We start from the raw sequence: 18829 nt of genomic DNA on the forward strand, positions 1-18829 counted from the left end.
GCCGCCGTCGAGCTGGCTGGCTGGAAGGGCCGGGTGCGCTCTGCCTGGGGCGGCGTCCGGGTCGACCACGTCGAGTCGGTCGGGGTCGCGGACAGCCCGCACGTGGGCCAGCGGCTCGCGCTGAGGGTGTTCGTCTCGCTCGGTGAGCTGAAGCCGGACGACGTCGACGTTCAGGCCGTGCACGGCCAGGTGGGCAGCGACGACGAGCTGGTCCGCCGGCAGTTCAGCGACCTGCAGCCGGTCGAGGCCTACGAGGGCGGCCGCTGGCGCTACGAGGGCGAGCTGACCCTGGACCGGGCCGGCGCCTTCGGCTACACGGTCCGGGTGCTGCCGCGCAACGAGTACCTGGCCAGCCCGGCCGAGATGAACCTGGTGGCGGCCCCCCCGACGTCCGCCGGCCTTACCGAAGGCGACCTCCGCTGACGGTGGAGTTGACCAGGTCGGGGCCGTCAGGCCGGTTGGCTCGGGCGCTCGGCCCGCAGCAGCACCACCGAGCGCGGCGCCATGGTGACCTGCTCCCCGGGGAGGTCCACCCAGGACGCCTCGACCGGCCGCTCGTCGAAGGTGTCGAGCAGCCGCCGCCAGCCGCTCGCCCAGGGCGGGCCGGGCAGGGTGAACCGGGCCGGCTCGTTTCCGGCGTGCAGCAGCAGCAGCATCGAGCTGTCCGTGATCGGCTCGCCGCGCGCAGTGCGGCCCTGCACGCCGTCCCCGGCCAGGTACATGCCGAACGTGGCGGCGTCGCGTGCCCACCAGTCGGCGTGGGCCAGCTCGCCGCCGTCCGGCCCCAGCCAGGCGAGATCCTTGCGCCCGGCCGGGTCGAGCAGCCGGCCCTCCAGGAAGTGCCGGTGCCGAAGCACCGGGTGGGCGGCCCGCACCGCGAGCAGCCGCCGGGCCCAGGCCACCAGGTCGGTCTGCCACCCGGCCAGGTCCCAGTCCAGCCAGGACACCTCGTTGTCCTGGCAGTACGCGTTGTTGTTCCCCCGCTGGGTGCGGCCCAGCTCGTCCCCCGCGAGCAGCATCGGGACGCCGGTGGACAGCAGCAGCGTGGCCAGCAGGTTGCGCATGGTCCGGCGCCTGGCCACCAGCACCGACTCGTCGTCGGTCTCGCCCTCGACCCCGTGGTTCCAGCTGCGGTTGTCGTCGGTGCCGTCCCGGTTGCCCTCACCGTTGGCCCCGTTGTGCTTGTGGTCGTAGCTGGCCAGGTCGCGCACGGTGAGCCCGTCGTGGGCGCTCACGAAGTTGATCGAGGAGTAGGGCCGTCGCCCGTCGTCGCCGTACAGGTCGGAGGAGCCGGACAGCCGGTACCCGAGCTCGCGGATCCCACCGCCAGTGCCCCGCCAGAAGTCCCGCACCGCGTTGCGGAACTTGTCGTTCCACTCCGACCACAGCGGCGGGAACTCGCCGACCTGGTAGCCCCCCTCGCCGACGTCCCACGGCTCGGCGATCAGCTTGACCTCGCGCAGCACCGGGTCCTGCTGGATCGTCGTCATGAACCCGCCGAGCATGTCGACGTCATGCATCGACCGGGCCAGCGCCGCGGCCAGGTCGAACCGGAACCCGTCGACGTGCATCTCCAGCACCCAGTAGCGCAGCGAGTCCATCACCAGCTGCAGCACATGCGGCTGGCGCAGGTTCAGGGTGTTCCCGGTGCCGGTGTAGTCGGCGTAGCGGCGTCCGTCCCGCAGCCGGTAGTAGGCCGCGTTGTCGATCCCGCGGAACGACAACGTGGGGCCGATCTCGTTCCCCTCGGCCGTGTGGTTGTAGACGACGTCCAGGATCACCTCGAGGCCGGCGTCGTGCAGGGCCTTCACCATGGTCTTGAACTCGGTGACCTGCTGGCCGTGGCTGCCGGACGCGGAGTACCCGGCGTGCGGGGCGAAGTACCCGATGGAGTTGTAGCCCCAGTAGTTCGTCAGTCCCTCGCGGACCAGGTGCTCCTCGTCCAGGAAGTGGTGCACGGGCAGCAGCTCGACCGCCGTGACCCCGAGGTCGAGCAGGTGCTGGACCACGGCTGGGTGGGCCAGCCCCGCGTACGTGCCCCGCAGCGCCTCGGGAACGTCGGGGTGACGCATGGTCATGCCACGGACGTGGGCCTCGTAGATCACCGTGTCGGCCCACGGCGTGCGCGGCGGACGGTCGTCTCCCCAGGCGAAGGAGTCCTGCACCGTCACCGACACCGGCACGAACGGCGAGGAGTCGCAGTCGTCCATGACGGTGTCGTCCAGGCCCAGGACGTGCCCGAAGACGCCCGGCTCGTAGCTCAGCCCCCCGGTGATCGCCTTCGCGTAGGGGTCGATGAGCAGCTTGTTCGGGTTGAACCGCCGGCCCAGGTACGGCTCCCACGGGCCGTACACCCGGAAGCCGTACCGCTGGCCGGCGCCGACGCCCGGCAGGTAGCCGTGGAACACGTGGTAGGTGCGCTCCTCGAGCCGGTGCCGGGTCTCCGCGCCGTCCGCGTCGAACAGGCACACCTCGACGGCCTCGGCCCCCTCGGCCCACAGCGCGACGTTCGTGCCCTCGCCGTCCGGGGTCGCTCCCAGCGGAGTCCACCGGCCGGGCCAGGCTGCGAGCACGTCGTCCACGGCAGGCATCTTGCCGGACGCCGGACGCCCCGCCCCCGATCGACCCTCGGTACGGGTTAGGGTCACGCGTGTCGGCGTGAGTGCCGCAGCTGTGAGGGAGGCCGTCGTGGGCGAGTGGGTCAGGCTCGAGGTCGAGGGCGGAATCGGCACGATCCGGCTGGAGCGCCCGCCCATGAACGCGCTGTCCGCGCAGGTCTGGGCCGAGCTGCGCGACGCCGCGGCCGAGGCCACCGACCGCCGCGACGTCCGGGCTGTGATCGTCTACGGCGGGCCCAAGGTCTTCGCGGCCGGGGCCGACGTCAAGGAGATGGTCGACTGGACCTATACCGACGTCGTGGACGCCTCCAGCCGGCTGCAGGCCGCCTGCAGCACGCTGGCCCGGATCCCCAAGCCCACGGTCGCCGCGATCACCGGGTACGCGCTCGGCGGCGGCTGCGAGGTCGCGCTGTCCTGCGACTTCCGGGTGGCCGGCGACAACGCCAAGCTCGGGCAGCCGGAGATCCTGCTCGGGATCATCCCGGGAGCCGGCGGCACCCAGCGGCTGTCCCGTCTCGTCGGTCCCGCGCGGGCCAAGGACCTGATCTTCAGCGGACGCTTCATGGACGCCGACGAGGCGCTGCGGATCGGCCTGGTGGACCGGGTGGTGGCCCCGGACGACGTCTACCCGGCGGCCCGGGCCATGGTCGAGCGCTACGCCAGCGGCCCCGCGTACGCGCTGCGCGCCGCCAAGGAGGCCATCGACCGCGGCCTCGAGGTGGACCTGGAGACCGGGCTGGAGATCGAGCGCCAGGCGTTCGCCGCGCTGTTCGCCACCCAAGACCGGGCCACCGGGATGCGCTCGTTCGTCGACAACGGCCCCGGCAAGGCCGTCTTCGAGGGCCGGTGAGCGGGCTGACCGCCCAGCCGAGCGTCGAGCAGGTGCGGGCCGCTTTCGCCGACCCCAAGCTGGCGAACGTCCTGTACCACGACTGGGAGGCGTCCACCTACGACGAGAAGTGGTCGATCTCCTACGACGACCGCTGCATCAGCTACGCCAGGGACCGCTTCGCGCACATCGCCGGCGAGGACCGCTGGCCCTACGGCCGGGCGCTCGAGCTCGGCAGCGGCACCGGCTTCTTCCTGCTCAATCTCATGCAGGCCGGGGTCATGGACGACGGCCATGTCACGGACCTGAGCCCCGGCATGGTCGAGGTGGCCCGGCGCAACGCCGCGGGTCTCGGCTTCGACGTGGAGGGGCGGGTCGCCGACGCGGAGTCGATCCCGTACGACGACGAGAGCTTCGACCTGGTCGTGGGGCACGCCGTGCTGCACCACATCCCGGACGTCGAGCAGGCGCTGCGCGAGGTGCTGCGGGTGCTGCGCCCCGGCGGGCGGTTCGTGTTCGCCGGGGAGCCCACGGCGCGCGGCGACTTCGTCGCCCGCCGGCTGTCCCGGCTGACCTGGTGGGCGGCCACCCGGGTCAGCCGGCTGCCGCCCTTGCGGGAGAGGTGGGCGCGCTCGCCGCAGGAGCTGTCGGAGTCCTCGGCGGCCGCGGCGCTGGAGGCCGTGGTCGACCTGCACACCTTCGACCCGGACGACCTGGCCCGGACGGCGGTGCGGGCTGGGGCCATCGACGTCCGCACGGTGACCGAGGAGCTCACGGCGTCCTGGTTCGGCTGGCCGGTGCGCACCGTCGAGGCCGCCGTCCGGCCCGGTGCGCTGGGCTGGAACTGGGCGGTGTTCGCCTACAAAGGCTGGCTGACGCTGTCCGCGCTGGACGAGAAGGTGCTCTCCCGCGTCGTCCCGGACGAGCTGTTCTACAACGTGAGCCTCACCGGCACGAAGCCGCGGGCGACCGACTAGCCGCCGTGTCCCGGACTCCGCGCGACCCGCGCCAGGCTAGGTTCCTGACGCTGGCCAGCCTGCGCTGGGTGGTGCGCAACCGGGCCTGGTCGTGGTGGTACCTGGTGCGCTACTGGCGGTTCCTCATCTGGCGGCTGCGCAACCGGCACGTGGTCACCGAGGGGTTCGTCTTCCTCGGCCGGCGGGTCACGCTGACCGCCCGCAAGGGCTACGGCCGGCTCGTGGTTGGCCGGTGGGTGCACGTGGGCGACGGCAACGCGCTGCGCTGCCACGAGGGGAACCTGCGCATAGGCGACAAGTGCGTGTTCGGCAAGGACAACACGGTCAACGCCTACCTGGACATCGAGTTCGGCGCGAAGACGATCGTGGCGGACTGGGTGTACGTCTGCGACTTCGACCACGTGTACTCCGACATCCACGTCCCGATCAAGGACCAGGGCATCGTGAAGACGCCGGTGCGGATCGGCCCGGACTGCTGGGTGGGCACCAAGGTGACGGTGCTCCGCGGCGTCGAGGTGGGCCACGGCAGCGTGCTGGCCGCGCACACCGTCGTGAACAAGGACGTGCCGCCGATGTCCGTCGTCGTCGGCGTCCCCGGCCGGGTGGTGAAGAACCGGGTGGAGGCCTACGAGGCGGCCGCCGCGACCCGGGCGGCGCTGGCCGACATCGCCCGCAAGACGGCCAGGGCGGCCGCCGAGACCTCCGGGGGGGTCACCCCGGATCGCCGGTGAGCAGGTTGCCGTCGCGGACGACGACCCGGAGGGGGCGCTCGGCCCTGGCTGCGAAGCCGGCCTGCAGGGCCCGCTCCTCACGCTCGGCCCGCTCGTAGACGGCGACCGTCCGCTCGGCCACCGACGCCCAGGTGTGGTCCCGTCGCAGCGCCTCGCGGGCGGCCCGGACGACGCGGCGCACCAGCACCTGGTCCCGCAGTAGCGTGCTCACGGCGTCCGCCAGCCCGGCCGCGTCCCCCGGCTCGAAGAGCAGCCCGGTCACCCCTGGCCGGACGAACTCGCGCAGCCCCCCGGTGTCCCCGGCGACCATCGGTGCCCCGGCCGCGGCGGCCTCCAGGGCAGCCAGCCCGAACGGCTCGTACCTGGACGGGACGACGGCGACGTCGGCGGCGGCCAGCAGCCCCGCCACCTGCCCGCCGTCCAGGAAGCCGGTGAACGTGACGCTGCCGGCCACCCGCTTGCGCCGGGCCAGCTGGGCCAGCTCGGCCGCCTTGGACCCCTGCCCGGCGACGACCAGCCGCAGGCCCCGGTGCCGCCGCCGCAGCCTGGGCATCGCCTCGATCAGGGTGTGGACGCCCTTCTCCCACTCCAGCCGCCCGGCGAAGACGACCAGCGGGCCGTCCCCGGCGTAGCGGGTCCGGGCCGCCGTGCGCGCCGCGGCCGGAACCGACCAGTGGTCCACGTCGATGCCGTTGGGCAGCACGTCCACCTTGTCGGCCGGCAGCTCGAACAGCCGGGTGACCTCCCAGCGCATGTGCTCCGAGCAGGTGATCACCCGCCGGGCCTCGAAGGTGAGCCACCACTCCACCGTGTGGATCGACCGGCTAATCGGGCCGGGCAGCCAGCCCTGGTGCCGGCCGGCCTCGGTGGCGTGCACGGTCGCCACCATCGGCAGGCCGAGGGCGTCCTTCAGCGTGGTCGCCGCGTGGGTGGTCATCCAGTCGTGGGCGTGCACGACCCGCGGGCGCACCTCGTCGGCCAGCCGCAGCCCGGCCCGCGCGAGGGAGTGGTTCAGCCCCAGCATCCACGCGAGCAGCTCGTCGACGCCGCCGGCCCCGAACGGGTCGAGGAATGGCGGGTCCGGCGGCACCCGGACGACCCGCACCCCGTTGACCACCTCGTCGGGCACCGCGTCGACGACGGTCTGGGTGAGCACGGTGACCTGGTGCCCGGCCGCCGCCTGCGCCTCGGCCAGCGCGTGCACGTGCCGGCCGAGCCCGCCGTACACGAGTGGGGGGTACTCCCACGACAGCAGCAGGATCCGCACGGCCCGACGCTACTCGTCCGTAGCCCGCAGCAGCCGCGCGTCCAGGTGGCCGAACGGGCCGTCGACCGCCCGCTGTTCCGTCGCCACCTGCCGGCTCACCCGCTCGTCGCCGACCTCGACGGCACGGGCCAGTCGCTCGAAGGCCGCGAGGTGACCCTCGAACCGGTCCCGCGCATACCCGGCCGCGGAGTTCTTGGTGACCATGAAGGCCCAGTCGCTGGACAGCGCCAGCAGCGCGTCGCGGGCCAGCTGGTCGAGGTCCGCGCGGCGCGGCGAACCGGGCCGCGCCACCGCGCTGACGACGTCCAGCAGCCGCTTCTCCAACCGCCGCTGGGCGTCGACCAGGTCGGCGACCTGCTCGCCGTCCCAGACCCGCCAGTCCTTGCCCGAGCCCCACGACCCCGGACCGAGCTCGGCCGGACCGGCCACGTGCCCGGCCTCGACCGCCCCGCGCAGGGTCGTCACCCGGACGCCGGCCTCGGGCAGCGCACGTAGCACCTGCTCGAGGAACACCGGCCCCTCGTGCCACCAGTGCCCGAACAGCTCGGTGTCGTAGGCGACCACCACCAGACCGGGCCGGCCGTCCCGCTGCGCCGCGAGGTCGAGCAGCCGGCGGCGGACGACGTCGACGAAGTCAGCGGCGTCGGCCAGGGCGGCGGCGTGTCCGCGGTCGGCCCGGTACGGCGCCTTATCGTGCGGGGGGGTACGGGTCGAGGTGACCCGGGCCGGGCGGAAGCCGGACGGGTGGTCGAAGGTGTGGAAGTCGCGGTACCAGGGGCCGCCCGGGTAGCCCTTGCGGGGCGACCAGACCCGGTAGGTGACCTCGAGGTCCCGGCCGAAGGCGACGACGTCGGACCCCCCGACAGTCCAGGCGTCGGCCGGGGAGTGCCGGCTGCCGAGCAGGGTGGGCCCGTCCACGAGGAACCGTCGGACGCCAGCGTCCGTGTACAGCTGCTCCAGCCCGGGCCGGTAGCCGCACTCGGGCGCCCAGATGCCCTCGGGACGGCGGCCGACCCGCAGCTTGGCGTCGTCCAGCCCGGCCGTCAGCGCGAACCGGGCCACCGGCTCGGTGAGCAGCGGCTGGAACGGATGGGTGGCCGGCCCGCCGAGCAGTTCGACCGTCCCGGCGTCGGCCAGCCGGCGCAGCAGCGGGGAGGCGCCGTGCCGCCACCGGGACTCGAAGTCCGCGAGCGCCGCGGCCGCCGCCCGGTGCTCGGCCGCGCCGAGGTCGCGCAGGTGCCGCTCGGGGCGGCCCACCAGGCCCAGCGCCCTGGCCTGCCAGAACCCCAGCCAGGTGTGGAACTGCTCGAGCAGGTAGGGGTCGTCCAGCTGCGCGGCCAGCACCGGGGTGACCCCGAGCGTGAGCAGGTCGGTGCGGCCCTCGGCCGCCAGCCGCTCGAGCAGTGCGACGACCGGCAGGTACGAGGTCGCCCAGGCCTGGTGCAGCCACTCCTCACCGACCGGCCAGGCCCCGTGGTGGGCCAGCCACGGCAGGTGGCTGTGCACCACGATGGCGCAGCTGCCGACCGGCTGAGTCATCGGGTGGCCAGGGCGAGCAGGTCGAGGCTGCCGTCCACCCGCTCGGCGTGGACGACGAAGTCGTCGACGGTGACCGAGGTGACGAAGCCGGTGAGCTCGGGGGACCACTGGGTGGCCTCGGTGGCGAGCTGGGCGGCGACGAGCGGGCCGTGCTCGCGCTCCCAGACGGCGATCCGCGGTCCGTGGTGCACGCCGAGGACGCGGACCTTGCCGAACCAGGGGGCCAGCAGCCCGGCCAGCTCCTCGGCGTCCAGCTCGTTGGCGTGGAACGGGTTCAGCGGCTTCTCGCCCCGGCTGAGCCCGGGGGAGAAGGTCAGCCGGTTGGGGGTCGAGACCGCGCACGACCCGCCAGGGCGCAGCACCCGGGCGCACTCGCGCACGAACCGCGGCTGGTCCCACAGGTGCTCGATGGTCTGCAGGCTGACCACGGAAGCAGTGGTGGCGTCGGCCAGCGGCAGCGCAACCAGGTTGGCCTGCATCACGGTCACAGCGGGATAGGTGCGGCGGAGGTGCGCAACCGTAGTGCCGTCGTAGTCGAGCGCGAGCACCGGGTGGGCTCCCCCGTCGCACAGCAGCTGGGCGCCGTAGCCCTCCCCGCAGCCCGCCTCGACGAGCGGGCCGCGCAGACCGGCCAGGAACCGGTAGGCGGCCTCGTGCCGGCGGAACCAGTAGTTCTCGTGCCTGATGCCGGGCAGCGTCCGTTCGCCGGTGAGTGTCAACGTGGGGCGCCGACCCGCGGAAGCGTCCACTCGGCCCGTTCCTTGCCCCACCGCGTCGGCTCCAATCTGCGCGCGCGCACCACCGGCGCCACCGTGAGGTCCCTGCCGGTGCTGGCCGTCGAGGGTCAAACTACCGGCCGGGCGTGGCCGACACTCGACGCCGGCGAGAGCAGACCCGGGGGCTCCCAGTTGCTACCCACGGGCAACCGAGCCGGTGGCTCGGCGCGAACGGCGGCCCAAGGCCTCTTGCCCGGGAGCGCCCGCCGTGGCGGGATGGAAGGTGGTGGTGACTCACCTGGCCCTCGCGCGCAGGGAGGTTCCGTGGCGCAGGTCGTGGCGGCGGTGGACGGCAGCGCGGTCAGCCGATCGGTGCTGCGGACCGCGGCCAGCTTGGCCGAGCTGCTCGGCGGTGCCGCCGAGGCGCTGTACGTGGGCCAGCTGCCGGCTCCGGACGTCGAGCGCGTGGTCGCGGAGTCGGGGCTGAAGCTGCGCTGCGTGCCTGGGGAGCCGCAGGCCGTGATCAGTCAGGTGCTCGCTTCCCCGGACGTGCGGCTCGGCGTCCTGGGGGCGCGGGGCACCCGGACCGGCCGCCGCCCGGCCGGGCGGACCGCGCTGGCCGTGCTGCAGGCGGCCCGGCGGCCGCTGGTCGTCGTCCCCCCGGACGCCGACGGCCCGCGCAACGGCCACCTCGACTGCGTGCTGGCCCCGCTCGACGGCAGCGAGGCAAGCGCCCACGCAGTGGCCGAGTCGGTGCGGCTGTTCTGCGCGCACGGCGTGGACGTCGTGGTGCTGCACGTGTTCGAGGCCGCGACCGTGCCCCGGTTCTGGGACCAGGCCCAGCATGCCCAACCGGTCTGGGAGCACGAGTTCCGGGCCCGCTTCTGCGACGCGGAAGGGGTGCGGGTGCAGGTGCGCTCGGGGGTGCCCGGTGAGCACGTGGTCTCGGTGGCCGCAGAGGAGCAGGCCGACCTCATCGTCCTCGGGTGGGCGCAGGACCTCACTGCCGGGCGGGCCCGCACGGTGCGGCAGACCCTGTCGAGCGCCGGGGTGCCGGTACTGCTCGTCCCGCTCGCTGAGCCGGAGGGAGGCGGCCGCCGGTGAAGGTGGGTCTGGTCGCACCGCCGTGGGTGCCGGTCCCGCCGACCGGGTACGGCGGCACCGAGGCGGTCGTCGACCTGCTGGCCCGCGGCCTGGTCGCCGCCGGGCATGAGGTCGTGCTGTTCACCGTCGGGGAGTCCACCTGCCCGGTACCCCGGCGATGGCTGAACCAGACGGCGGTCGAGCCGATGGGCTCGGGCACCGCGGAGGCCGCGCACGTGCTCGCCGCGTATGAGGCGATGGACAGGGAGGCCGTGGACGTGGTTCACGACCACACCGCGCTGGGGCCGCTCCTCGGGCGGGCCTCCACGGCCAGCCGCGTCGTGGTGACGACGAGCCACCTCGGCTACACCCCGGACGTGCTGCGGGTCCTCGAAGCGACGTCCAGGCTGGTCCCGGTGGTGGCGATCTCGCACGCGCAGCGCGCGGCCGCGCCACACGTGCGGTTCACCCGGGTGATCCACCACGGGGTCGACCTCGAGCGGTACCAGCCGGGGCCGGGCAACGGCGGCTATGTGGCGTTCCTCGGCCGGATGAGTCCGGACAAGGGACCGGACCGGGCGATCGAGGCGGCCCGACGCGTGGGGCTGCCCCTCGTCATGTCGGCCAAGATGCGGGCGGCCGACGAGCTCGAGTTCTTCGAGCAGCGGATCCGGCCGCTGCTCGGGCCGGGGGTGGAGTTCGCCGGCGAGCTCGACGGCCCGGGGCGGACCGAGCTGCTGCGCGGGGCGATCGCCCTGCTGGACCCGATCCGTTGGGCGGAGCCGTTCGGTCTGGTCATGGTCGAGGCGCTGGCCTGCGGGACGCCGGTTCTCGTCTCGCCGCTTGGTGCCGCGCCGGAGATCGTCGATGACGGCGTCACCGGCTTCCTGTGCGCAGACGACGACGCCTTCGTGGCCGCCCTCGCGCGGGTCGGCTCGCTCGACCGGGGCGCCTGTCGGGCGGCCGCAGCGGAGCGGTTCTCTGGTGAGGGCATGACGCGGGCCCACGTGGCGCTCTACAGCGAGCTGCTGGCCCGGAGGACCATCGGCCTCACCGAGGTCTCACAGCCATGAGCGAAAGCCCGACCAGTGCGCTACTGGACCGGACCTTCGCGGCTGTCGTCTTCGACTGGGACGGCACAGCTGTCCCCGACCGGCAGGCGGATGCGGCCCGGGTCCGGCGGCTGGTCGAGGAGTTGTGTGGCCACGCCGTCGAGGTCGTCGTCGTCAGCGGCACCCACCTGAGCAACGTCGACGGGCAGCTGGCCGCCCGCCCGGGGGGCCCGGGGGGGCTGCACTTGTGCCTCAACCGCGGCGCGCGGGTCTTCCGGGTCGGCGCGGCCGGGCCGCAGCTGGTGCACGAGCGGGTGGCGTCGCCCCAGGAGGACGCCGCGCTCGACCGTGCCGCCGCCTCGGTCGTCGAGCGGCTGGCCGGGCACGGGCTGGTGACCACCGTGGTCCCGCGCTTCAACCGGCGCAAGATCGACCTGATCCCGCAGCCGCGCTGGGCCGACCCGCCCAAGGCCCGGATCGCCGCTCTGGTCCGGGCCGTCTCTCAGCGGCTGGCCGGAGCCGGGCTGAGCGGGCTTGCCGAGGTGGTGGCCCTGGCCCGCGCCGCCGCCGCGGACGCCGGCCTGCCGGACGTCCGGGTCACCAGCGACGCCAAGCACGTCGAGATCGGGCTGACCGACAAGTCCGACGCGATGCGGTGGGTGCTGCCGTACCTGGAGGGCCGGGGGATCGCGCCCGGCCTCGTGCTCGTCGTCGGGGACGAGTTCGGGCCGCTCGGCGACGTGCCCGGCAGTGACGCTCTGCTGCTCGTGCCCGAGGCGGCCCGGACCACCGCGGTAACGGTGGGAGCCGAGCCGGGCGGGGTTCCGGAGGCGGTGCTCGGTCTCGGCGGCGGGCCGCGAGCCTTCAGCCGGCTGCTCGCGGCGCAGTGCCGGCGGCACCGCGCCGGTCGGGTACCACAGGTGGACGACGACCCGGCCTGGACCCTGCGCCGTCCGGTGGACGGGCCGACCACCCGGCGGGTCGGGGAGACGCTGCTGACCCTGTCCGACGGCCGGCTGGGCACCCGGGGCAGCCTGGAGGAGGTCGGGCCGGGCAGCCACCCCGGCGTCCTCGCGGCCGGGGTCTACACCGGCTCGGACGCGGCGCAGCACCTGCTCCCGGGACCGGGGTGGACCGAGCTGGCTCTGCCGGGGGAGGCGGTGGCCGCCGGGCCGCGGCCGGGCCGCTGGCTGTTGGATCTGCGCACCGGCGTCCTGGCTAGGGAGCCGGACGACCCGGGGGACCTGCGCACGCTGCGCTTCGCGTCGCTGCCGCGACCGGGGCTGGTGGCGCTGCGGGCCGAGCGGGCGGCTGGCCTGCGGGCCGGGCCCGCGCTCACGCTGCCAGCGGAGGGGGTGGCCCGGTTCGGCCGGACCGACACGACCGCCTGGGCGCAGGTGCTCGCCCAGCCTGGCGGGATCACCGCGGTCGGGCACCAGACCCGGCGACCCGGCGGTCCGGTGCGGGTCGAGCGCGTCGTGGCCTACCGGGCCGACCCGGACCGGGTCCCGAGCGTCACATCGGTGCGGGCCGCGCTCGAGGGGGTGCAGTTCGACGAGCTCCTCGCCGAGCACCGAGCGGCCTGGGCGGCCCGCTGGGCCGACGCGGCCGTGTCGCTGCGCGGCGCCGCGGGCGACGAGCTCGCGGTGCGGTTCTTGCTGTTCCAGCTGCTCGCCGTGGCTGGACCCGACGACGAGCTGGCTGTCGGGGCGCGCGGGCTGTCCGGTCCCGGCTACGCGGGTCACGTGTTCTGGGACACCGACGTGTTTGTGCTGCCCGCTCTGGTGGCGGTGGCCCCGCGAGCGGCTCGCGCCGTGCTGCAGTACCGGGTCGCTCGGCTGGACGCGGCCAGGGCCAGGGCCCGGGCCGAGGGCCGGGCCGGCGCCCGGTTCCCGTGGGAGTCGGCCCGCGACGGCTTCGAGGTCACCCCGCGGCGGTTGGAGCTGGCCGGCCGCAGCGTCGACGTCCGCACTGGGGATGCCGAGGTGCACGTGGTCGCCGACGTCGCCTGGGCCGCGTGGCACTACGCGCGCTGGACCGGGGACGACGAGTTCCTGGCCGGGCCCGGCCGGGCACTGGTCGCGGAGACCGCCCGGTACTGGGCGGCTCGATGCACGCGAGACGCCTCCGGCCGGGCGCACCTCGAGGGGGTCATAGGTCCGGACGAGTACCACGGGCCGGTGGACGACGACGCCTACACCAACGTGATGGCCCGCTGGAACCTGCGCTGTGGCGCCGACCTGCTCGACCAGACCGGGGACCACCCGGAGGCGGCGTCCTGGCGGGACCTCGCGGACGCCCTCGTCGACGGCTACGACCCGGTCACCGGCCGGTACGAGCAGTTCGCCGGGTACGACCGGCTGGAGCCGGTCCGGGCGGCCGACCTGGCCGAGCCGCCGTTTGCCGCTGACCTGCTGCTGGGCCAGGAACGGGTTGCCTCAACCCAGCTGATCAAGCAGCCGGACGTGCTCATGCTGCACCACCTGGTGCCGGACGAGACGGCGCCGGGTTCGCTGGTCCCGAACCTGGACCACTACGGGCCGCGCACCGCTCACGGGTCCTCGCTCTCCCCTGCCGTCCACGCGGCTCTGCTGGCCAGGGCCGGCCGGCCGGACGAGGCTCTGGAGTGGTTCCGGCTGGCAGCGCGGCTGGACCTCGACGACCTCACCGGGATGACCGCGGGGGGACTGCACCTGGCCACCATGGGAGGGGTCTGGCAGGCCCTGGCGGCCGGGTTCTTGGGGCTGCGAGCGGCCGGTCCGGCCCTGGCTGTGGACCCGGCGCTACCCTCCGACTGGGAAGAGGTCGACCTCCGGCTGCGCTTCCGGGGCCGCCGGCTGCGGGTCCGGGCCGACCACGACGCCACCCGTGTCGATGCCGACGGGGAGGTCACGGTGACCACGGCGGACGGCGCGACCTCCCGCGGCTGCTCGCTGCGGCTGGCGCGCGGTCCAGACGGCTGGCGGCCGCGCCAGTGACCAGAGGCGCTTGTCGCGCCGCCGACCCGGTGCCACCGTGGGGAGCGCGCGGGCGGCTCGTGGCTGAGGAGGCGGGATGAGTGGCTGGTCGTTTGCCGGGCAGCCGTCCGCGGGCGGCCCCGGGACGGTGACGCTCGTCGCCGGCTCCACCTTCTGCATCGGCGCGACCGCAGGCAACATCGTCGAGGGCGCCCCGATGGGCCTGTTCGTCCGCGACACCCGGGTGCTGTCCCGCTGGCTGCTCGAGGTGGACGGCGACCGCCTGGAGCCGCTCACGGTGCGCCAGCACGACCCGTTCCGGGCCACCTTCGTCACCCGAGCCCGCCCGCGCCCCGGCCGTGCCGACAGCACACTGCTCGTCGTCCGCCAGCGCGAGGTCGGCGACGGGATGCTCGAGGAGCTGCGGGTGCGCAACCTCGGGCACGAGGCGGCGGGGGTGACGCTCACGCTGGAGGCGCACTCCGACTTCGCCGACCTGTTCGAGGTCAAGGAGGGTCGGGTGCACGAGCACGCCGGAGTCGTCAGCGAGGTTGCCGGGGACTTCCTGCACGTGCACCACGAGGTGGCCGGGCACGCACGCGGAATGCTGCTCTCGGCCGACGGGGCACCCTCGCTGAGCCCGGGGCTGCTCACCTGGCACCTCGTCGTCCCGGCCAGGGAGGAGTGGACGGCGCTCGTCCGGGTCGAGGCGACGGCGGGGGAGGCGGTCACCGCGCCACGGCACAGCGCGCAGCCCAACGGGGGCGGGAACTCCTCGGCCGAGCGGATGCGGGCCTGGCGCGGCGCCGCTCCCGTCCTGCGCACCCCCGACGCCAGCCTCACCCGCACCATGGCCCGCAGCCTCGAGGACCTCGGGGCGCTGCGCATCTTCGACCCGGACCACCCCGAGCGGGCCATCGTGGCCGCGGGTGCGCCGTGGTTCATGGCCGTGTTCGGCCGCGACTCGCTGCTGACCTCGTGGATGGTCCTGCCGCTGGACCAGCAGCTGGCCCTGGGCACCCTGCAGACCTTGGCCGCGTTCCAGGGCCGCGCGGTCGAGCCGCTCAGCGAGGAGCAGCCGGGCCGGATCCCGCACGAGCTGCGGTTCGGCCGTCGCGCCGCGCTCTCCCTGGGCGGGGGCAACGTCTACTACGGCAGCGTGGACGCGACGCCGCTGTTCGTCATGCTGCTTGGCGAGCTGCGCCGCTGGGGGCTGGCCCGCGAGCAGGTCGAAGCCCTCCTGCCGGCGGCCGACCGGGCCATGGAGTGGCTGCGTACCTACGGCGACCAGGACGCCGACGGGTTCGTCGAGTACCAGCGGGCCACCGACCGTGGCCTGCCGCACCAGGGGTGGAAGGACTCCGTCGACGGCGTCACGTTCGCCGACGGGCGGCTGGCCGAGCCGCCGATCGCGCTGTGCGAGGTCCAGGCCTACACCTACGGGGCCTACCTGGCCCGGGCGCACTTCGCCCGCGAGGCCGGCGACACGGCCATCGCGGAGCAGTGGGGACGACGGGCCGTCGACCTGAAGGCGGCGTTCAACGAGCGGTTCTGGCTGCCGGACCGAGGCTGGTTCGCGCTCGCCTTGGACCGGGACAAGCGTCCGGTGGACGCCCTGACCTCCAACATTGGCCACTGCCTGTGGTCAGGCATCGTCGATGAGGACAAGGCCGTCCAGGTCGCCGAGCACCTGCTGTCGCCGCGGATGTTCACCGGGTTCGGGGTACGGACGCTGGCCAGCGACATGGGCGCGTACAACCCGCTCAGCTACCACAACGGGTCGGTCTGGCCGCACGACAACGCGATCGTCGCGGCCGGGCTGATGCGCTACGGGTTCGTCGACGAGGCCCGCGAGGTGGCGCTGGGGATCCTGGCGGCGGCCGAGCGGTTCGACGGCCGGCTGCCCGAGCTGTTCTGCGGCTTCGACCGCGACGAGTTCCCCGACCCGGTGCCGTTCCCCACCTCGTGCTCGCCCCAGGCCTGGGCGTCCGCGGCCCCGGTCCAGCTGATGCGCACGCTGCTGCGGTTCGACCCGTGGGTGCCGTTCGGACAGGTGTGGCTCGCCCCGACGCTGCCCGACCGGTTCCTGCCGCTGCGGCTGGACGACGTGGCGCTGGCCGGCGAGCGGGTGGACCTGGACGTGGGGCCTGGGAACGTCGTCACCGTCACCGGGATGCCGGACACCGTGGCGCTCGTCGAGCAGCCGCGACGGCCGCTCAGTTCACTGGTCGAGGGAGTCGGCTGGCCCCCGCGGGCCGGGGAGTCTACTGGCGGGTAACATAGGTCCTGCGGGAGTCAGGCCCCTGCCGGTGCCCGTTGCCGCAGGTGGTCGGTCACCGTGCCAGGATGATCAGGTCAAGGGCGTGTCCGGCGCCCCCTACAGGGAGGTCGGCTCAAGCAGCCATGAACATCGTCGTCTGTGTGAAGCAGGTGCCCGACAGCTGGGCGGAGAAGAAGCTGGACCCTTCGGACAGGACGCTGGACCGTGAGTCCGTCGACGCCGTCATGAACGAGCTCGACGAGTACGCGGTCGAGGAGGCGCTGAAGCTGGCCGAGGCGCACGGCGGCGAGGTCACGATCTTGTCGATGGGCCCGGAGAAGACCGGCGAGACCATCCGCAAGGCGCTGTCGATGGGTGCCGACAAGGGCGTGCACGTCGTCGACCCGGCGCTGCACGGCTCGGACGCGCTGGTGACGTCCGCGGTGCTGGCCAAGGCGCTGGGCACCGTGGAGTGGGACCTGGTGCTGCTCGGGGTGGAGTCCACCGACGCCCGGATGTCGGTGCTGCCCGCGATGCTGGCCGAACGGCTCGGCGCCCCGCAGCTGACGCTGGCGTCCTCGGTCGAGGTCGACGGCACCACGGTGCGGGTCAAGCGGCTGACCGAGGCGGGCTACGACACGGTCGAGGGCTCGACTCCGGCCGTCGTCGGCGTCGTCGAGAAGATCAACGAGCCGCGCTACCCGTCGTTCAAGGGGATCATGGCGGCGAAGAAGAAGCCGGTCACGACGCTGACCCTGGCCGAACTGGGGCTGTCCGCCGACGCGGCCGGCACCGCTGGCTCGTGGAGCGCGGTCGTCGACTTCACCCCGGCCCCGCCGCGGCAGGCCGGCACCGTCGTCAAGGACGAGGGGGACGGCGGCGCCAAGATCGCCGAGTTCCTCGCCGGCCGCAAGTTCATCTGACCCGCCCCAGTAGCCGACCGAGCAGCTGACCCAGTAGCTGATCCTGCAGCTGACAAGGAGCCCCACGACCCATGGCTGAAATCCTCGTCCTCGTCGAGCACACCGACGGCGACGTCAAGAAGGTAACGACCGAGCTGCTCACGCTGGCCCGCCGGCTGGGGGAGCCCAGCGCGGTGTTCTTCGGGCCCGGCTTCGACGCGGCCCGTGACCGCCTCGCTGAGTACGGCGCGGCGAAGGTGTACGTGGCCGAGGGCGGCGACTACGCGGACTACGTGGTCGCGCCCAGGTCCGAGCTGATGGCCAAGCTGGTCGCCGACGCCGCGCCCGCGGCGGTGCTCATCGCGAGCACCCCGGAGGGCAAGGAGGTCGCGGCCCGTCTCGCGGTCCGGGCCGGCTCCGGGATCATCACCGACGCCGTCGACGTCGACGCCGACCTGGTCGCCCAGCAGTCGGCCTTCGGCGGCGCGGTCGTCGTGCGGTCGAAGGTGACCCGCGGCGTCCCGGTGATCACGGTCCGGCCGAACAGCACGGCGCCGGAAGCGGCCGCCGGGGCGGCCGAGCGGGTCGACGTGACCGTCGAGCTGTCCGACGGGGCGCGCTCCGCGAAGGTGGTGGACCGCACCGCGGCCGAGCGCACCGGCCGACCGGAGCTGTCCGAGGCCTCGATCGTGGTCTCCGGCGGCCGCGGGGTCGGCAGCGCCGAGAACTTCGCGATCATCGAGGAGCTCGCCGACGCGCTCGGCGCGGCCGTGGGCGCCTCGCGGGCCGCGACCGACGCCGGTTGGTACCCGCACCAGTTCCAGGTCGGCCAGACCGGCAAGACCGTCTCGCCTCAGCTGTACATCGCCAGCGGCATCTCCGGGGCGATCCAGCACCGGGCCGGCATGCAGACCTCGAAGACGATCGTCGTGGTCAACAAGGACCCCGACGCCCCGATCTTCGAGCTGGCCGACTACGGCGTGGTCGGCGACCTCAACACCGTCGTGCCCCAGCTCACCACGGAGATCCGCAAGCGCAAGGGCTGAGACCGCCACAACGCCGGGTGGAATCTCGTCAGGCGAGGTGTCGGTGAACAGACTGCTGGCCCTGCTGGCGGCCGCCGTCCTGCTCGCGGCCTGCTCGGGCGGGTCGACCGGCCGTGGGTCCGCTTCGTCCACGGCGGCGTCGCCGACCACGTCGGTCAGCGGCTCGGAGGCCCCGCCGACGGCGGAGCAGGTCGCAAGGGCCGGGCAGGTGTGCACGGCCACGAGCGAGCTCATGTCCTCGATCCAGAGCCTGGTCTCGGCTGCGATCGCCGGGGGCACGGACGTCAAGTCCAGCCTCTCGACCCAGCTCGAAACGATCAAGAGGTCGGTGACCGAGCTGGTCGGCACCGTCGCAGCGGTCCCGGTGGGCAGCGCCGACGATCCGGACCTGACAGCAGTGCAGAGATCGGCCGATCGGCTGCGGTCGTCGGTCGACGCTCTCGAGACGGCCGTCGCGGCGGTGCAGGGCACCTCGGGCGCAGCCACGGTCGCGTCGTTCACTGCGCTGGTCGAGACCACCCAGGCGATCGGGACGGCGGCGAGGGACGGCACCGGGGCCCTCGGGCGGGCCTTCGCGGCCAACCCCTCCTGCGCCTCGCTGACGTCCTAGCGGCGCAGTCCGTCCGCGGACGGCGGGGTGTCGGCCCCGGCGCCTAGAATCGGCCTCCTGATGGCCTACCTGGACCACGCCGCCACCACCCCGATGCTGCCCGAAGCCGTCGAGGCGATGACGGGCGAGCTGTCCCAGGTGGGCAACGCGTCCTCGCTGCACGCGGCCGGGCGCCGCGCCCGCCGGGTGGTGGAGGAGTCCCGCGAGTCCCTCGCGGCGGCCTTCGGGGCGCGGCCGGGCGA

The 18829-nt window shown here is 74.0% G+C and carries 16 protein-coding genes; 12 read left to right on the top strand and 4 right to left on the bottom strand.

Going from position 1 to position 18829, the window contains the following annotated elements; genetic code table 11:
• On the top strand, window positions 1–423 hold a 423-nt coding region (locus tag VIM19_02900; protein HEY5183859.1), incomplete at its 5' end, for a DUF3417 domain-containing protein.
• Window positions 424–449: 26 nt separating this feature from the next.
• On the opposite strand, the gene glgX is transcribed toward VIM19_02900, so the two are convergent.
• Window positions 450–2591 carry a glycogen debranching protein GlgX gene (gene glgX / locus VIM19_02905; protein HEY5183860.1) on the bottom strand — a complete coding sequence of 714 codons (2142 nt, stop codon included), beginning with the start codon at window positions 2589–2591 and terminating at the stop codon, window positions 450–452.
• A 97-nt stretch (window positions 2592–2688) separates the two neighbouring features.
• Here glgX and VIM19_02910 point away from each other — a divergent pair, with 97 nt between their 5' ends.
• Genes VIM19_02910 through VIM19_02920 form a run of 3 tightly spaced genes read left to right on the top strand, consistent with a single transcriptional unit; the run spans window position 2689 to window position 5155 of the window.
• Window positions 2689–3468 carry an enoyl-CoA hydratase-related protein gene (locus tag VIM19_02910; GenBank protein ID HEY5183861.1) on the top strand — a complete coding sequence of 260 codons (780 nt, stop codon included), beginning with the start codon at window positions 2689–2691 and terminating at the stop codon, window positions 3466–3468.
• Entirely contained in the window at window positions 3465–4424 is a 960-nt protein-coding gene (locus VIM19_02915; GenBank protein ID HEY5183862.1) for a class I SAM-dependent methyltransferase, read from the top strand. The genes VIM19_02910 and VIM19_02915 overlap by 4 nt, the downstream gene beginning before the upstream one ends.
• Window positions 4425–4429: 5 nt before the next feature.
• Entirely contained in the window at window positions 4430–5155 is a 726-nt protein-coding gene (locus VIM19_02920; GenBank protein ID HEY5183863.1) for an acyltransferase, read from the top strand.
• Here VIM19_02920 and VIM19_02925 read toward each other — a convergent pair.
• From VIM19_02925 to VIM19_02935, 3 genes are read right to left on the bottom strand one after another with little or no spacing between them, the layout of a single operon-like run.
• On the bottom strand, window positions 5136–6422 hold the full coding sequence (locus tag VIM19_02925; protein HEY5183864.1) for a glycosyltransferase family 4 protein: 1287 nt from the start codon (window positions 6420–6422) through the stop codon (window positions 5136–5138). The genes VIM19_02920 and VIM19_02925 overlap by 20 nt on opposite strands.
• Window positions 6423–6431: 9 nt before the next feature.
• Window positions 6432–7961 carry a 1,4-alpha-glucan branching protein domain-containing protein gene (locus VIM19_02930; GenBank protein ID HEY5183865.1) on the bottom strand — a complete coding sequence of 510 codons (1530 nt, stop codon included), beginning with the start codon at window positions 7959–7961 and terminating at the stop codon, window positions 6432–6434.
• On the bottom strand, window positions 7958–8710 hold the full coding sequence (locus VIM19_02935) for a class I SAM-dependent methyltransferase (GenBank protein HEY5183866.1): 753 nt from the start codon (window positions 8708–8710) through the stop codon (window positions 7958–7960). The genes VIM19_02930 and VIM19_02935 overlap by 4 nt, the downstream gene beginning before the upstream one ends.
• Before the next feature lie 291 nt (window positions 8711–9001).
• On the opposite strand from VIM19_02935, the gene VIM19_02940 reads away from it, so the two are divergent.
• The 8 genes from VIM19_02940 to VIM19_02975 form a co-directional block, all read left to right on the top strand.
• Complete coding sequence (locus VIM19_02940) at window positions 9002–9781, top strand: universal stress protein (GenBank protein ID HEY5183867.1); 780 nt, start codon at window positions 9002–9004, stop codon at window positions 9779–9781.
• Complete coding sequence (locus VIM19_02945; protein ID HEY5183868.1) at window positions 9778–10833, top strand: glycosyltransferase family 4 protein; 1056 nt, start codon at window positions 9778–9780, stop codon at window positions 10831–10833. Before VIM19_02940 ends, VIM19_02945 begins: the two co-directional genes overlap by 4 nt.
• Entirely contained in the window at window positions 10830–13790 is a 2961-nt protein-coding gene (locus VIM19_02950; GenBank protein HEY5183869.1) for a glycosyl hydrolase family 65 protein, read from the top strand. The genes VIM19_02945 and VIM19_02950 overlap by 4 nt, the downstream gene beginning before the upstream one ends.
• A 76-nt stretch (window positions 13791–13866) precedes the next feature.
• Complete coding sequence (locus VIM19_02955; GenBank protein HEY5183870.1) at window positions 13867–16047, top strand: glycogen debranching N-terminal domain-containing protein; 2181 nt, start codon at window positions 13867–13869, stop codon at window positions 16045–16047.
• A gap of 125 nt (window positions 16048–16172) precedes the next feature.
• Complete coding sequence (locus VIM19_02960; GenBank protein ID HEY5183871.1) at window positions 16173–16952, top strand: electron transfer flavoprotein subunit beta/FixA family protein; 780 nt, start codon at window positions 16173–16175, stop codon at window positions 16950–16952.
• A 71-nt stretch (window positions 16953–17023) separates the two neighbouring features.
• Window positions 17024–17977, top strand: a complete 954-nt coding sequence (locus VIM19_02965) for an electron transfer flavoprotein subunit alpha/FixB family protein (protein ID HEY5183872.1) — start codon at window positions 17024–17026, stop codon at window positions 17975–17977.
• Window positions 17978–18020: 43 nt separating this feature from the next.
• Complete coding sequence (locus VIM19_02970) at window positions 18021–18587, top strand: hypothetical protein (protein ID HEY5183873.1); 567 nt, start codon at window positions 18021–18023, stop codon at window positions 18585–18587.
• A gap of 60 nt (window positions 18588–18647) precedes the next feature.
• Window positions 18648–18829: aminotransferase class V-fold PLP-dependent enzyme (locus VIM19_02975; GenBank protein ID HEY5183874.1), on the top strand; the 182-nt coding region annotated here is incomplete at its 3' end.

Source organism: Actinomycetes bacterium (assembly GCA_036510875.1).
GTDB lineage: Bacteria > Actinomycetota > Actinomycetes > Prado026 > Prado026 > DATCDE01.